Genomic DNA, 15,293 nt, shown 5'->3' on the forward strand with positions numbered 1-15,293 from the left:
CCGGTGCGCGACGACATGTTCACCGCGTCCCTGGGCGGCGCCACCTGCAACGGCGAGCCGATCCACAGCCGCGGAGCGACCCGCGACGAGAACGCGGTGCTCGTCACCGGCTACCCGAACGCGCGGGAGATGCATCGCCGCGGTGAGGAGTCGCTGCGGAGTTTCGGCTCGCTGGTGGACGCGTTCGCCACCGTGCGACGTCCGGGCAGCGCCGCCCTCACCCTCGCCCACGTCGCCGCCGGATGGGCGGACGTGGCCTACGGAACGTCCGTCAACGCGTGGGACGTCGCGGCGGCCGTGCTGCTGGTCAGGCAGGCCGGCGGCACCTACCTGCCGCTGAACGGGGAGCCCGGCGGCAGCGACTGGGAGGCCCCCGGGTACCTGGCGTGCGTGGGCAGCTTCGACCTCGGCGGCTCCGCCATCGCCGAGGTCGCGGGACTCGTGAACGCCGGGGAGCCGGCATGAGCCCCACCGGGCTGCGGACGGTCGACTGGATCGTCACCGACCTGGACGGAACGCTCGTCGGCCGCGACCTGAAGATCGTCGAGTCGAGCCTGGCCGCGCTGCGCCGCTTCGTCGCCTCCGGCGGCACCGTCGTCATCGCCACCGGGCGCAGCGAGGAGGCCGCGCTGCCGTACTACCGGACACTCGGCCTGACCACTCCCGCCATCCTGTACAACGGGGCCCGCGTGGTCGACCTCGGCACTGGCACCGTCCTGCACCGGCGCTGCCTCGACGTCGCCGCCTGGGCGAAGCTCACGCCGCTGTTCGCCGAGCTGCCCTCGGGCGTCTGGCCGGTCGCGTTCGCCCAGGGCCGCGCGCACACCACGGGTTCCTCAGCGGCGCTGCGGGAGTACGCCCGCCGCGACGGGATCGACCTCGGGCGCATCGCGTCGTGGGACGACCTGCCGTCCGACGACATCGTCAAGGTCATGCTCATCTGCGACCGTCCCGAGCTGATGGATCCCACGGAGGAGGCGGTGGCGGCGGTCGTGTCCGGCGTCACGCTCGTCAGGTCCGAGAGCACCTACCTGGAGGTGCTCCCCGCGGGCGCGACCAAGGGCACGGCGCTGCGCGAGCTGGCCGCGGCCCGGGGCGTGGCCCTGAGCGCCGTCGCGGCGATCGGCGACAACCCGAACGACCTGGACATGATCCAGGCCGCCGGTCTCGGCGCCGCCGTCGGGGACGGCGCCGAGATCGTCCGGGCCGCCGCCGACGTGGTGGTGGGCCCCTGCGACGAGGGCGCCGTCGCCGACCTCGTGGCCCGCGTCCTGCCGTGATCCTGACCGTCGTCGGCTGCGCCGGCTCCGTCCCGGGGCCGGAGGCCGCGTGCTCCTGCTACCTGCTGGAGCACGACGGCTTCCGGCTCCTGCTGGACGCCGGGACGGGGGCGCTCGGCCCCCTGCAGCGCTTCGCCGACCCGTGCGCGATCGACGCCGTCGTCATCAGCCACCGGCACCGCGACCACTGCTCGGACCTGGTGCCGCTCGCCTACCTGCGGGACCGCAGGGGCGCCACCGCCCGGCTGCCCGTGATCGCCCCGGCGGGGACCGGGGCGCACGTCGCGGCCCCGCCCGGCTACGGGCGGATCCTCGACTGGCGGGCCCCGCCCGCGGGGCCGTCCGTGCTCGGACCGCTGACGATCGAGACGGCTCCGGTGCGGCACTCGGTACCGGCGCAGGCCGTCCGGGTCACCGCCGGATCCGCGAGCCTCACCTACTCGGGCGACTCCGGTGAATGCGCCGAACTGCTGGAGCTGGCGCGCGGAACGGACGTCCTCCTGTGCGAGGCGGCGGCGGCCGTCGAGACCCCTGGCTCGGCCGCCGCCCACCTCACCCCGGCGCAGGCGGCGCGCCTGGCCGGGGAAGCCGGCGCCGCCCACCTCGTCCTCACGCACCTGCGCCCCTGGGCCGACCCCATGGCAGCCCTACGGGAGGCCCGCGCGTCCTATCGCGGGCCCGTGACCCTGGCGACTCCCGGCCTGAGACTGATCGCCTGACCGCCGGGCGAGGCGCCCCTCGGTGAGGGGCGCCCCGGCTTCCGGTGAGGGAGCGCGCGTCAGCGGGCGAGGTCCGTCCAGAATCGGAGGTGGTGCTCGGCGGCCAGGTCGACGGGGCGGATGCCGCCGCTGCCGGGCGCGAGGGACTGGACGTGAGGGGTGCGGCCCCCGGTCGCCCTGAACAGAGGCCACCGCGGGCCGCCGGCCGTCGCGGGCCGTCCCGTCGCGGCGAAGCTCGTCCAGTAACCGATCATCTGCCGGGCGAGGATCTGCTGCTCGGCGTCCAGCTTGGGCGGAATGCCGCCCAGGTCGAACAGGTACCACAGCTCGGACGCGTGCTGGGCGCCCATCGGCATCTTCGGGGGCCCCGGGGCCAGCGCCGGCGCGTTCGGGTCGGCGAACTCGTACTCGTACACCGGCACGCGCCGGGCCAGGTCGCGCGCCATGGTGTACTGCGCGTGCACCCACTTGCGGTCGGTGGCGATCGCCGACCAGGCCAGCGCCGCCGAGTCGTAGGACGAGCGTGGGTACTCGGCCCTGACCGCCTTCTCGTCCTCACCGAACGTCTCGGTCATCACCGTGTTGAAGGTCTGCTCGGTCATGGGCCCGCGCTGGCCTCCGCCGGCGTCCTCGTAGACCGCCGTCGACTGGGTGGCCTCGTCGTGGGTGTTCCCCGACAGCACCGGCATGTGGTGGAACCGTCCGGCACGCAGCGCGTCGGCCGGCCGGGTCGGCAGCACGTCGGTGCCGTAGGCCGGGAACATGTACTGCCCCAGCACCGGCATCAGCTTGTCCACGGGAAGCGCGCGCAGGCAGGCGACGACCGCCTGGTCGTCGCCGGTGCAGCCGACCTCGGAGGCGGTCCGCCGGCCGCGCGCCTCGACGGCCGTGCGCGGCTGGAGGATCTCCGCGGCCTTCTGCCCGCGGTAGTCGAAGTTGTCGGGCCAGCCGACCGAGCAGGAGCCGGTCTGCAGGATGACCTTGCTGAACAGGCCCCTCGCGCCCGGCGAGGTGAGGTGGGCGCAGCCGCTGACCGCGCCCGCGGACTGGCCGGCGAAGATGACGTTGCGGGGGTCGCCGCCGAACCCGGCGATGTTGCGGTTCACCCAGGACAGGGCGGCCTGCTGGTCCTTGAGCCCGTACGTTCCGGATCCCTCCAGGGCGGGGTGGCCGAAGAAGCCGAACACGCCGACCCGGTAGTTGACGGAGACGACGACGGCGTCGCCCTGGGCCGCCATGCGGTGGGCGTCGTAGTTGCTGCCGGCGCCCATGTAGTAGCCGCCGCCGTGCACCCACACGATCACCGGCCTGGGCTTGGCCGGGTCGCCTTTCGGCATGGTCACGTTCAGGTAGAGGCAGTCCTCGTTCTTGCTCCCGGTGGGAACCTCGCCGGGCCCCTGCGGGCAGGGCGAGCCCGGCCGGGTGGCGTCCCGCGCGCCCTTCCACCGGGCCGGCGGCCGCGGATCCCGCCAGCGCAGCGCGCCCACCGGCGGCGCGGCATAGGGGATGCCCTGGAAGGTCCGGACCTCCCCGTCGACCCTGCCGCGGACCGCCCCGTACTCGGTGCGCACGATCTGACCGTCGTTCCCGCCCCCGCCGCTGAGCCTCGCGGTCTGGGCGCCGGCACACGACGTCGCGGCGCCCACCGCCCCGATCAGCGCGACCAGCGCCGGTAGCGGGCGCCGCCTCCCGACCTTCATCTGTGATGTCCTTCCATGCTGTCGATCGCCCGGACGATCACCAGTCCAGCGGACGGCGCGGGGGCGCACCAGCGGCGAAGGCGGATGCGCGCTGCCTACGAAAGTGGATCCCGGCCTGCCATCCTTCGGTGATCGCGCGGTCGTGGGCGGACGCCGGGGCCGTGCCGGCCCCTACCGTGTGCGGCATGCGATTCGTCCCGGCACGTGCGACGCGGCCCGTCCGGGCCCGGCTGCTCGACCCGGCGATCCTGGTGTGCGTCGCCGCCCTCACCTGGGCGCCGCCGATCCCGGACGGGCCCGCCGGAGCGGGCCCGTGGGCCGGGGTCGCGGGCATGCTCGCGGTCGGGGCCGTGATCATCGCCGGGCGGCGGGCCGGCGCCGAGGCGCCGGCGGCGGCCGCGGCCGCCGCCGGTGTGACGGTGTGGGCGCTGTCGACGTCCGGCCGCTTCGCCTCTGCAGGCGAGCCCACCAACCTGCTGATGTCGCTGGCCCCCGCCTTCCTGACCTACGCCGGGCACCTCTACGGGCGGGACCGCCGGCGCGCCTGGACCATGGTGGTCCTGCTCGGGCTCGTCGCCGTGCACCCGTGGGCGACCTCGCAGAAGGTCGCCGCCGACGGGCTGCTGTACGTGTGCGCGCCGATGCTGTTCGGGTTCTACCGCGAGGCCAGGCAGATGCTCGTGCGGGCCCTGACCGCCCGCGCCCGCGACGCCGAGCGCGAACGGGACCTGTGCGCCGAGCAGGCCAGGGTCCGGGAGCGCACCCGCATGGCCGTGGAGCTGCACGACGTCGTCACGCACCGGGTGAGCCTGATGGTGCTGCACGCCGGGGCGCTGAGGATGACCGCGGCCGACCGTGCCGTGCGGGAGACGGCCGAGAAACTCCGCGCGACGGGATGCGAGGCGCTGGTCGAGCTCCGCGAGCTGATCGGCGTGCTGCGCGGTTCCGAGGCGCCCGCCCCCGAGCGGAGCATCCCCCCTCCCCCGGCCCCGGTGGCCGCCGGCGCCCTTTCTCCGGAGACGCCGCCGCGGATCGACCGGTCGGACCGGTGGTTCGCGGCCGCCGCGGGCGCCTGGACGCTGCTGATCAGCACCCTCGTGGCCTCGGTGCCTCCGACCGGAGCCGGCGAACCCGTCCTCCCCTGGCTGGAGATCGCCCTCCAGCTGCCCCTGGCGGCGGCTCTCGTCCTGCGCCGCCGCCGTCCCCACGCGGCCGCCGCGCCGACGCTGGCCGGGACGGCGGTCCTGCTCGTCCTCGCCGTGACCGGCGCCATGGACCTGCCGGTGACGGGCGGCTCCACCAGGCTGGTCCTCCCGGCGACCGCGCCCCTGGCGGCCTACTGCGTGGCCGCGTACTCCAGGCGTCCCGGCCTGGCCGCGGCCATGGTGGCGGCACTGCTGCTCGTCGCCGTCCGGCCGTGGGCGCCCCACGCGGCCGTCGTCTCGGTCGGGGCGGTGTTCATCGGGCTGCCCGCGCTGCTGGGGCTGTACGCCGGAGCGTGGCGGCGCCTCGTCGCGGCCCTGACCGAACGCGCCGAACGGGCGAAGCGCGAACGGTGGCTGCTGGAGGGCCGGGCCCGGGCCGAGGAACGGGCCAGGCTCGCCCGGGAGATGCACGCCATCGTGTCCGGCCGGGTGAACGACATGCTCGGCTGCGCCGAGCGGCTGGGCGGCGCCTCCCCCTCCGCGGAGATCGCGCAGGCCCACGCCGATCTGGTCGCGAACGGCCGGCGGGCCCTTGACGAGCTGCATCACCTGGTCGGCGCGTTCCAGTCCGGCGACGCCGCCGCGGAGACCGCGGACGGGCCCGGCGGTCCGGCGGGGCTCGCGGGGCTCGCCGCCGAGTCCGCGTCCGTCGGCGTCCCGGTCGAGCTCGTCGAGGAGGGCGACCCGGCGGCGGCGTCCCCGGCGATCATACGGACGGCGCACCGCATCGTCGGGGAGGCGCTCACCAACGTCCGCAAGCACGCGCACGGCGCGCACGTGCGCGTGGCGGTGCGCTACCTCCCCGACCAGGTGCGGGTCAGGGTGAGCAACGGAAGGCCGCCCGCCGGACCCTACCGCGGGGAGCGGGAACTCGCGGCCGGGGGCTCCGGCACCGGGCTCCTCGGCGTTCGGCAGCGGGTCGACCTGGTCGACGGGACGCTGGTGGCGCGGGCCACCGAGGACGGCGGATTCGTGATCGATGCGATACTGCCCGCATACGTGCCCACGTCATCGCACCCACAGCACCCCACCCCACAGCCCCAGGCGCCGCCGTGACGGCCCGCCGCACGCGACCGCGCCACGAACCGGGAGAGCCGAGCCCGTGAGCCCCGACCCGATCCGCGTCCTGATCGTCGACGACGAGCCGATGGTGTGCGCCCACCTGCGCACCATCCTCGGATCGGCCGACGACATCGAGGTGGTCGAGCCGGCGCATGACGGGGAGGCCGCCCTGCGGGCCGTCGAACGGCACCGGCCCCACGTCGTCCTGATGGACCTCCGGATGCCGGGCATGGACGGGATCACCGCGACCGAACGTCTCACCGCGCGCCCGGCGCACCCGGTGATCGTGGTGCTGACCACCTTCGACGCCGACGAGTTCGTGCTGCGCGCCCTGCGCGCCGGCGCCGCCGGGTTCCTGGTGAAGTCGACACCGCCGGAGGACCTGATCGGCCTCGTCCGGGTCGCCCGCGACGGGCACACCGTGCTGTCGCCGGAGGCGACCAGGCGGCTGCTCGCCGCGTCGTCGGCCGGAGAGCGCGACAGGGAGCGCGCCCGCCGCCTGGTCGCCGGGCTGACCGAACGCGAGACCGAGGTCCTGGCCTGCCTCGGCGAGGGGTTGTCGAACGCCCAGATCGGCAGGCGGCTGTCGCTCACCGAGGCCACGGTGAAGAGCTACGTCTCGCGCATGCTGGTCAAGCTCGGCTGCGAGAACCGCACCCAGGCGGGGCTCGCCGCCCACAACGCGGGCCTGGTCGGCTGAACGGCCGACCGTCCGGCGAGCGACCGCGTCATGACGGCGTTCGGGCACCTGACTCCACGAGGACGGCGAACCCGTCGAGATGGCGTGCGAGACCGTACTCGAACAGCCCCTCCAGGTCCGACGTCGTCTCCTCGTGGACGGCCGCGAGCAGGGGAAAGCGGCCGCTCCGCATGAGCTCGTCGGTCCGCTCGCGCCGGTCCAGCCGCCACCGCGTGAGCGTCACGCCGGTCTCCTGCTCCGCCTCGGCCTCGTTCGCCAGGGGCAGCGCGATGTTGATCACCAGCGCGTGCAGCGTGAGCGCCTCCCTGGTCCGCGTCGTCATCGACAGCCCGAGCCCGTCGAGCGCGCGCATCGTCCACTCGGTGTGCTCCAGCATGTGGGGGACGAGCAGCGGGCGGGTCAGCGAGATGGCGCTCGGCAGCCAGAGATGCCGCCGGCACAGGTCCCACTGGAGCCGCGCGATCAGTTCGAGCTTGGCGCGCCACCCCTCCGGCCCCGGGCTGGGCAGCTCGGTCGAGCCGAAGGCGGCGTCGGCCATCTGCGCCACCAGCTCGTCCTTGTTCGCCACGTACCGGTACAGCGACATCGGGGCGATGTCGAGTTCGGAGGCGAGCCTCCGCATGGACAGGGCGTGGAGCCCCTCGACGTCGGCGATGGCGATCGCGGCGCGAAGGACGTGCTCCAGGCCCGGCGCCTGCCTGCCGGGACGGGGCCGCGGCGCTCCCGCCGCCGCGCCCGGGTCGGCGGGCCGCCGTGGCACACCGCGCGCCCTCACCACCGAGCCGGCGCCGACCTTCGCCTCGACCAGCCCCTCCTCGCGCAAGGTCGCGATCACTCTGGTCGCGGTCGCGATGGCGACGTCCCACCGCTGGGCGATCTGGCGGATGGAGGGCACCCGGTCGCCGGGCCGCAGCCGGCCGTCCTGGATCTGGGCCCGGATGTCCGCGGCGATCCGCCGGTAGGGCGGATCCGGCCGCGGGGCCGATGACGCCATAGGACACCCCACTCCACCGGCGGGGCCGGATCCCCGCGCGATCAGACTAGTGCACTCACCACGACACTAGTGCACTTCCTCGATTCCACCCGCCTGATCGGGCCCTTATGCCACGACTCTCGATACGGTGTCCCCAAAGCGAGTAGACGGTGTACGCCCCGTCCGGCGGGCCGACGTCGGGGACCGAATCGGTGTGAGCCCGCGCCTGGTCAGGCGTTGCCGCCCCATCGCGTGCCCGCGTACCGGGCGAGCGTCATCTCGATCTCCTTGCGGGAGCCCTTGAGCCGGTGGACGGGCACCACCGTGATCCAACCGGTCTGCCTGTCCAGGTAGCACAGCGGATTCCGCGGTCCCCGGACCGCCGGCAGGGGCGCACCCGGCATCGGGGACACGCACACCGCCCACCCGGCCGGCTTGGCGCGGCGCACCGCGACCCGGCCGATCTCGTGCCATCCGTAGTGGACGCGGCGGCCGCTGTACCCGAGTTCGAGCCCATCGGTGCCGACCCGCAGTTCGCACGGTCTCCAGAGCGCGTCCAGATGCGGGATCACCCATTTCACCGGGACGCGCACGAGCCAGAAGGCGGTCACGGCCAGAATCGCGATGATCAGGGCGAGGAACGCCCCGGCCGAGCCCGCCGACCCTATCGCCGTGTCCACCGCCAGCAGGCCGACGGCGATCCCCGTGAGAAGTCGGAGAACGTGGCCGATGAGCCCGAGGACCACGGGCGCGACACTGGCCTCGAACCGCACCGACGGAGGAGGGCCGAGCTGCCGGGTCCGCAGACCCCGGTTCTCGAAGGGGCCTGTCACATCGTGCGCCGACACGTCGGTGGTGGTGGAACCGGTGACGTGATACCGCGTCAGCATGTCCTGCACGGGATGGGGAAGCCAGGCACCGCTGTCACCAACCGAGGACAGCACGTCGACCAGTTCTGCCGGGCTCGGCCGTGCGGCGGGATCCCTGGCGAGGCAGTCCGCGACGACGCCTTTCAACGCGTCGGGCAGCGCGTCCAGGACCGGGGACTTGTGCACCACCCGATAGGTCAGCGCCTCCACCGGCCCCTCCCCGAACGGCCGGACGCCCAGGGCGTAGGCGAGGACGGCTCCGAGGGCGAACACGTCGCACGCCGGCGTGATCGAACCCTCGGAGATCAGCTCTGGCGCCATGAAACCGGGGGTTCCGGCCCGGGACGTGACCCCGGAGGCGTCGACCGCCCGGGCGATGCCGAAATCGATGACGCGCGGTCCGTCCGCGGCGAGCAGGACGTTCGATGGTTTGAGGTCACGGTGGACGACTCCGGCGCGGTGGACGGCCTCCAGCGCCTCCGCCAGCCCGGCCCCCAGTGCCAGAGCCGAGGCCGGCGGGAAGGGTCCGAGCTCGGCGACCGCGGTGGCGAGCGAAGGCCCCGGCACGTACGCCGTGACCAGCCATGGAACGTCGGCCTCGGGATCCGCGTCGACGACGGGGGCGGTGTGGAATCCGCCCACCTGGCGTGCGGCCTCCACCTCGCGTTTGAAACGGCGGCGGAATTCGGCGTCGGCGGCGAACCCGGGGTGGACCAGCTTCACGGCGACCGGCCGGCCGCCGGGGGACGTTCCGAGGAACACCTGCCCCATTCCGCCGGCACCGAGTCGGGCCGACAACGTGTAACGGCCGATCGCGCGAGGGTCGCCGGGCCGTAGAGCGTCCACCGCACTCCTAGGGTCGGGTCCGCGGATCCTAGAGTCGGGAATACCGCGGAGCGGCCGCTCATGATCTCTCCAGGTTGCCCTGATCACGTCCGCATGTCCTTGACCGTGCTTCCACGATCCTTTGACACCTTTTCCATTGACCTCTGACGAGACGGGCGCCTGTTCTAGGTCGTCGCAAGGCCGGTGCCTCTGGAGGGCCTCTCCGCACGGGAGGGAACGGTGTAGCGTTGATCGTCCAAGTGCCCTCATGGCCGTCACGAGTGGACCTGGGGAAGCAAGTGATCGAAACGGTGTACAGAACCGAGGACTTCCCCCCGGCGGAGAGATTCGACCACTGGCGGGAATGGATGGGGCGTACGCACGCTCCCGTGGATCTGAGCAGCGAATATGCCGCGGACTATCACGCTCACCAGCGCACCTTGCAGCTCGGCGCGATGACCGTGTGGCCGTCGACGCTCCAGCCGCTGCTGTCCCGCCGGACGGCGAAACTCGTCAGATTCTCCGATCCCGGAACGTACAACCTCACGCTCGTCCTCGAAGGGACGGCAAGGGCCAGATGGGACGATCGGGAAGCCGAATACCGTCCCTACGACCTGCACGGCCAGAATTCCTGGCGACCCTGCACGGTCCAGGTCGGACGGAATGATCAGATCGTCAGGTGCGTGGGGGTCGAGATCCCCAGGGACCTCGTCGCGCTCCCGCGCGGGAGCGCCGACCGCGCGATCAGCCGGCCCCTGTCGGCACGGGAGGGCGTCGGCGCGCTGCTGGCCGGGTTCCTCACCCGGCTCAGCGCCGACACCTCCGGCTACCGCGCCACCGACGGCCCCCGGCTCGGCGCCGTCCTGAGCGATCTCGTCTCGGCGCTGTTCGCCCACGCCCTCGACTCCGACCGGGAACTCTCCCCCGAGGCCCGCCGGCGGACCCTGATCCTGAGCGTCCGCTCCTTCATCGGCCGGAACCTGCACGACCCCGATCTGACCCCGTCGCTCGTCGCAGCCGCGCACAACATCTCCACCAGCCATCTGTACCGCCTCTTCCAGGACGAGAACGTGACCGTCGGGGCCCTGATCCGCCGGGAACGTCTGGAACGCGCCCGCCGGGATCTGGCCGATCCGGCCCAGCACGGGGTGCCCGTCCACGAGATCGCCGCCCGCTGGGGCTTCACTCACCATTCGGCCTTCACCCGGGCCTTCCGCGCCGCCCACGGCACCTCCCCCAGCGACTACCGGCAGGCGCGGCGGCACCCGGCGCCGAGCACCGCCGCGCTCCGCTGACCAGGTCATGTGAGCGGTCGACTTCCGCAAACAGGGTTTGATGCGCGCTTAGGCCTCGCTTGAGGGGTTAGGGCAGCGTCATGGTCCTTGAACTCCTGCGGCGCGGCCTGACGGCGGCCGGCGGTCTCCCAGGTGGTGGAACCGCCGTCCGCGCCGCGGACTACGCGGGGGCTCTGGGCGTCCGGGCGGCGGCCGTGCCGATCCGGCAGGCGAGACGTGCTCTCGGTGAGGTCGGAAGCATCGCGGGGCGGGCTCTCCGTCCGTCGCGGACCGTCCACCGGTACCCGGACCGGCTGCACATCGAGCTGCGTCATCTGCACAAGGCGGGCCGGCGGTCCGAAGCGCAGGCCTTGGAGCACGCCGTCGAAGGGCTTCCCGCCGTGCACTGGGCGCGCGTCAACGCGGCCTTGGGACGGTTGATCGTCCACGTGTCCGAGGAGGTCTCCCCGGAGGACGTCCTGGAAGTCGTCGAGGCACTGGACGCGGTCCTGGAGGGCGAGGAGCCCGGTGCGGGCCTCTTCGCGGCGCCGCCGACGGCGCTGGCCCTCGGCGCCGACCTGGTCGGGCTCACGATCACCGGGGCGCAGTGGATGCTCGGGCGGGCTCCGCTGCCGTCCGAGGTGGCGGGGCTGGTGGCGTTCGCGGACACGGTGCCCGTCCTTCGCGGCGTTCTGGCCGCCGCGGTGCCGGGCGCGCCGGTGGAGCGGTGGCTGCCGCTGACCCAGGCCGCCGTGCAGGCCCTCGCGCCCGGCGGGACGGGGCTGGTCGTCGACACTGCGCAGCGGCTCTGGCAGCGCCGCGAGGCCGCCGCCACCCACCGGTTGTGGCGGATCGCCGAAGCGGACCTGACCGGCGCGCCCGAGCGGGCCGGATGCACGGGCGTCTCCGGCGGGCGTTCCCACGACCTGCGCGACGGGCCGCCGGAGCGGCACGCGGGCCGGATGCTCGCCGTCGGCCTCGGAGGGCTCGCCCTCGGCGGGCTCCTGACCGGCAGCGCGCGCCGTGCGCTGGACGTCGGGGTCGCCGCGGCGCCGAAGGCGCCCCACGCCGCCCGCGAGGTCTTCGCGGCCGAGCTCGCCGCCCGGCTGGCCGGACGGGGAGTGCTGGCCCTGCACCCGGCGGCGCTGCGCCACCTGGACCGGATCGACACGGTGCTGCTGGACGCCGACGCCCTGAAGGCCGGTGACCTGGTGGTGGACGAGGTCGCCGTGCTCGCGGGCACGTCGGAGGCCGAGGTGGCCGAGCACGTCCACGCGCTGCTGGACCCCGGGGCGCCGGACGAGGTCAGGAAGGAGGGCGGGTGGTCCCTCGGCCCCGTCGAACGCGTGCTGCCCGGCCGGAGGGTCCCGGCCGAGGGCCGGGGCCTGCGCGGTTCGGGCCCGCTGCTGGCCCTGGCCGAGGGCGGGCGGCCGCGCGCCCTGATCCGCATGCGCCGCTCGCTGCGGGAGGAGACGAACGCCCTGGTGACCGCCGCGCGGGAGGCCGGCGCGAAGATCGTGCTGGCCGGCTCCGGCGTCGATCTGCCGCTCCCCCCGGACGCCGCCGCCCCCGGCGGCCCGGACCTGGTCGCCTCCGTCCGCGCGCTGCAGGAGGACGGCGCGGGCGTCCTGCTGATCTCGCGCGATCCGGCGGCGCTCGCCGCGGCCGACGTCGGCGTGGCGGCCTGGGCGGACGGCGCGCCGCCGTGGGGGGCGCACCTGCTGGTCCTGCGGGATCCGGCGGCGGCCGCGCACGTCGTCGAGGCCGTCGCCGCCGCGCGCCGCGTCAGCGAGCGGGGCGTCACGCTCGCGTGGTCGGGCACGGGGGTGGCCGCGCTGCTCGCGCTCACCGCGCCTCCGGGGAAGGCCGCGGACCGCGCCCTGTCCGCCGTCAACGGGGCGGCGGCCCTGGGGATGGCCTACGGCGCCTGGACGGCCCGCGAGGTGATGCGGCACGTTCCCGCGCCGCCGCTGCCGTCCACGCCGTGGCATGCCATGCCCGTGGAGGCGGCGCTGGAGCGGCTCGGCAGCCGTGCCGAGGGCCTGTCCGATGCCGAGGCGCGCGACCGCGGCGGGCGCGGCGCGGACCGCGCCCGCCCCGGCGAGGACCGCCGGCCGCTGCTGCGGGCCGTGGTCCAGGAGCTGGCCAACCCCCTGACGGCGGTGCTCGCCGCCGGCGCGGCCGGTGCGGCGGCGGTCGGCTCGCCGGTCGACGCCGCGCTCGTCGCCGCGACCATCGGCGTGTCCGGGCTGGCCGGCGGCCGGCAGCGGGTCTCCGCCAACGAGATCATCGCGAGGATCTCGGCCAGGTCCGGCGAGCCGGTCGCCGTTCTGCGGGACGGCGAGCAGACCCGGGTGCCGGCGGAGCGGCTCGTCCGCGGCGACGTCGTGGTGCTCGTCGCGGGCGACGCGGTCCCCGCCGACTGCCGGATCGTCACCGCGAACGGCCTGGAGGCCGACGAGTCCTCGCTCACCGGCGAGTCCCTCCCGGTGGCCAAGGACACCGCGCCGACCCTGGCCCGGCACGTCGCCGAACGCTCCTGCATGCTCTACGAGGGCACCTCGATCGCCGCCGGGGAATGCACCGCCGTGGTCGTCGCGGTCGGCGACGCCACCGAGAGCGGCCGGGCCATGGCCGCCGCGGTGGCCTCCGGCTCGGCCTCCAGCGGCGTCGAGGCCCGCCTCAAGCAGATCACCGAGGCCACGACGCCGATGGCGGTCGGCGCGGCCGTCGGCGTCGTCACCTCGGGCCTGCTGCGCGGCGGGCCGCTGCGCCGCGCGCTGTCCGAGGGCGTCAACCTCGCCGTCGCGTCCGTCCCCGAAGGGCTTCCACTGCTGGTCAGCGCCGCCCAGGTGGCCGCGATCCGGCGGCTCGCCGAACGGGGGATCTACGTCCGCGACCCGCGCACGATCGAGACGCTCGGACGGGTCGACGTGCTGTGCTTCGACAAGACCGGCACCCTGACCGAGGGCCGCATCACGCTCGCCCGCATCGCCGATCACCGCCGCGACGCGGAGGCCGCGCGACTCGACGCCGCGCTGCGCGGCGTCCTGGCCGCCGCCCTGCGCGCCACCCCGGTGCCCAGCAACGGGCGGCACAGCCACGTCACCGACGCCGCCGTGGAGGAAGGCGCCGCGCAGGCGGGCGTGGACCGCGACTCCGGCGGGCCGTGGAAGCAGATCGACAGCCTGCCGTTCGAGCCGTCGCGCGCCTTCCACGCGACCCTCGGCTCGTTCGGCGGCGAGCGCACGGTGTTCGTCAAGGGCGCCCCGGAGGTCGTGCTCCCGCTGTGCGCCCGCACCCCGGACGGCGCGCTGGACCGCACCACCCGGCGGCGGCTGCGGGGGCGCGTCGAGCGGCTCGCGTCCAGCGGCCACCGCGTCCTCGCCGTCGCCGAGCACCGCACGCCGGACGGCGGTGACACGATCACCGAGGGCGAGGTGACCGGCATGACCTTCCTCGGGCTGCTGGGCCTCGCCGACCCCGTCCGCGCCACCGCCGCGCGCGCGGTCGCCGACCTCCGCGCCGCCGGCGTCCAGATCATCATGCTCACCGGCGACCATCCGGCGACCGCCGCCGCGATCGCCGGCCAGGTCGCCGGCGGCGGCGCCGAGCACCGCGTCATCACCGCGGACGAGATCGACCGGCTCGACGACGACGCCCTGTCGCAGGCCCTGATCGGCGTGGACGTCGTGGCCCGGTGCACTCCCGTCCACAAGGTCCGCGTCGTGCGCGCCCTGCGCGGACGCGGGCGCGTCGTCGCCATGACGGGCGACGGCGCCAACGACGCCGCCGGCATCCGCCTCGCCGACGTGGGCATCGCGCTCGGCGAGCGCGGCACGGCCGCGGCGCAGGCGTCGGCCGACCTGATCGTCGCCGACGACCGGCTGGAGACGATCGTCTCCGCGCTCGTGGAGGGGCGCGCCATGTGGGCTTCGGTCCGCGAGGCCCTCGCCATCCTGGTCGGCGGCAACCTCGGTGAGATCGCCTTCACCCTGCTCGGCTCGCTGATGACCGGCCGCGCCCCGCTGTCGGCCCGCCAGATGCTGCTGATGAACATGCTCACCGACCTGGCCCCCGCCCTCGCCATCGCCGTCCGCGTCCCCACCCGGGACGCCACCGAGCTGCTGCTGGCGGAAGGCCCGGAGACCTCGCTCGGCTCCGCCCTCACCCACGACATCGCGCACCGCGCGGCGGTGACCACGCTCGGCGCCCTCTCCGGCTGGCTGGCCGGGCGCTTCACCGGCCCGGCCGTCCGCGCCCGCACCATCGGCCTGGTCGCGCTCATCGGCACCCAGCTCGCCCAGACGCTCAAGGCGGGCCGCGACGACCGCGCCGTCCTCCTCAGCACGCTCGGCTCGGCGGCGCTCCTGGCCGTCATCGTCCAGACGCCCGGCGTCAGCGGCTTCTTCGGCTGCGTCCCCCTCGATCCGCTCGCCTGGGCCACCGCCGCGGCGGCCGTCGCCGCGGCGATGGTGGCGGGCCGCTTCCTCCCGGACGGCGACGGACGGTCCGCTCCGTAGCGAGGTCCGCTGTCCCCCATCCGAGCTACCGGCGAATGTCCACCGGATGGTGACGATTCGTGCGGTGCCGGTTCCCTAGCGTTGCGGTGCGGCCGCACCGTTCGGCCGTACCGCTCGGCCGCCCGTTCCGCCACACCGCCGGGTGACCCGCGGCGGTGCCCCC

Annotated in this window: 10 protein-coding genes; 7 read left to right on the forward strand and 3 right to left on the reverse strand. The window is 74.8% G+C overall.

Going from position 1 to position 15,293, the window contains the following annotated elements:
- From AB0C84_RS19665 to AB0C84_RS19675, 3 genes are all read left to right on the forward strand, one after another.
- Positions 1-465 (forward strand): inositol monophosphatase family protein (locus AB0C84_RS19665; protein ID WP_361068022.1); only part of this gene is annotated, 465 nt, incomplete at its 5' end.
- Positions 462-1,280: a Cof-type HAD-IIB family hydrolase gene (locus AB0C84_RS19670; protein ID WP_361068025.1), complete on the forward strand. Its 819-nt coding sequence runs from the start codon at positions 462-464 to the stop codon at positions 1,278-1,280. The genes AB0C84_RS19665 and AB0C84_RS19670, both read left to right, overlap by 4 nt.
- Positions 1,277-1,999 carry an MBL fold metallo-hydrolase gene (locus AB0C84_RS19675; RefSeq protein WP_361068028.1) on the forward strand — a complete coding sequence of 241 codons (723 nt, stop codon included), beginning with the start codon at positions 1,277-1,279 and terminating at the stop codon, positions 1,997-1,999. The genes AB0C84_RS19670 and AB0C84_RS19675 overlap by 4 nt, the downstream gene beginning before the upstream one ends.
- A 59-nt stretch (positions 2,000-2,058) precedes the next feature.
- Here AB0C84_RS19675 and AB0C84_RS19680 read toward each other — a convergent pair whose 3' ends face one another.
- Positions 2,059-3,699 (reverse strand): carboxylesterase family protein, encoded by a 1,641-nt coding sequence (locus tag AB0C84_RS19680; protein WP_361068031.1) that lies wholly within the window; start codon positions 3,697-3,699, stop codon positions 2,059-2,061.
- Between the two features lie 185 nt (positions 3,700-3,884).
- Here AB0C84_RS19680 and AB0C84_RS19685 point away from each other — a divergent pair, with 185 nt between their 5' ends.
- Both AB0C84_RS19685 and AB0C84_RS19690 read left to right on the forward strand, forming a co-directional pair.
- Positions 3,885-5,960 (forward strand): histidine kinase, encoded by a 2,076-nt coding sequence (locus tag AB0C84_RS19685; RefSeq protein ID WP_361068034.1) that lies wholly within the window; start codon positions 3,885-3,887, stop codon positions 5,958-5,960.
- A 46-nt stretch (positions 5,961-6,006) separates the two neighbouring features.
- Positions 6,007-6,666 carry a response regulator transcription factor gene (locus AB0C84_RS19690; RefSeq protein WP_361068037.1) on the forward strand — a complete coding sequence of 220 codons (660 nt, stop codon included), beginning with the start codon at positions 6,007-6,009 and terminating at the stop codon, positions 6,664-6,666.
- Positions 6,667-6,694: 28 nt separating this feature from the next.
- Here the strand turns inward: AB0C84_RS19690 and AB0C84_RS19695 are convergent, their stop codons facing one another.
- A complete protein-coding gene (locus AB0C84_RS19695; RefSeq protein ID WP_361068040.1) occupies positions 6,695-7,660 on the reverse strand; it encodes a GntR family transcriptional regulator in 966 nt (321 codons plus the stop codon).
- 209 nt (positions 7,661-7,869) lie between these two features.
- Entirely contained in the window at positions 7,870-9,354 is a 1,485-nt protein-coding gene (locus AB0C84_RS19700) for a serine/threonine-protein kinase (RefSeq protein WP_361068043.1), read from the reverse strand.
- Positions 9,355-9,701: 347 nt separating this feature from the next.
- On the opposite strand from AB0C84_RS19700, the gene AB0C84_RS19705 reads away from it, so the two are divergent.
- Together AB0C84_RS19705 and AB0C84_RS19710 are read left to right on the forward strand one after the other, a co-directional pair.
- Entirely contained in the window at positions 9,702-10,628 is a 927-nt protein-coding gene (locus tag AB0C84_RS19705; protein WP_361068320.1) for a helix-turn-helix domain-containing protein, read from the forward strand.
- A gap of 80 nt (positions 10,629-10,708) precedes the next feature.
- A complete protein-coding gene (locus AB0C84_RS19710; RefSeq protein ID WP_361068046.1) occupies positions 10,709-15,130 on the forward strand; it encodes an HAD-IC family P-type ATPase in 4,422 nt (1,473 codons plus the stop codon).
- Positions 15,131-15,293 lie beyond the last annotated feature (163 nt).

Origin of the sequence: Actinomadura sp. NPDC048955, from assembly GCF_040649435.1 — a bacterium.
GTDB lineage: Bacteria > Actinomycetota > Actinomycetes > Streptosporangiales > Streptosporangiaceae > Spirillospora > Spirillospora luteofluorescens.

Bases quoted from the DNA above. Each gene is read 5' to 3' on its own strand.
- AB0C84_RS19685 (WP_361068034.1), top strand. From the start codon at position 3,885: ATGCGATTCGTCCCGGCACGTGCGACGCGGCCCGTCCGGGCCCGGCTG.
- AB0C84_RS19705 (WP_361068320.1), top strand. From the start codon at position 9,702: ATGGGGCGTACGCACGCTCCCGTGGATCTGAGCAGCGAATATGCCGCG.
- AB0C84_RS19710 (WP_361068046.1), top strand. From the start codon at position 10,709: ATGGTCCTTGAACTCCTGCGGCGCGGCCTGACGGCGGCCGGCGGTCTC.
- AB0C84_RS19670 (WP_361068025.1), top strand. From the start codon at position 462: ATGAGCCCCACCGGGCTGCGGACGGTCGACTGGATCGTCACCGACCTG.
- AB0C84_RS19680 (WP_361068031.1), bottom strand. From the start codon at position 3,699: ATGAAGGTCGGGAGGCGGCGCCCGCTACCGGCGCTGGTCGCGCTGATC.
- AB0C84_RS19695 (WP_361068040.1), bottom strand. From the start codon at position 7,660: ATGGCGTCATCGGCCCCGCGGCCGGATCCGCCCTACCGGCGGATCGCC.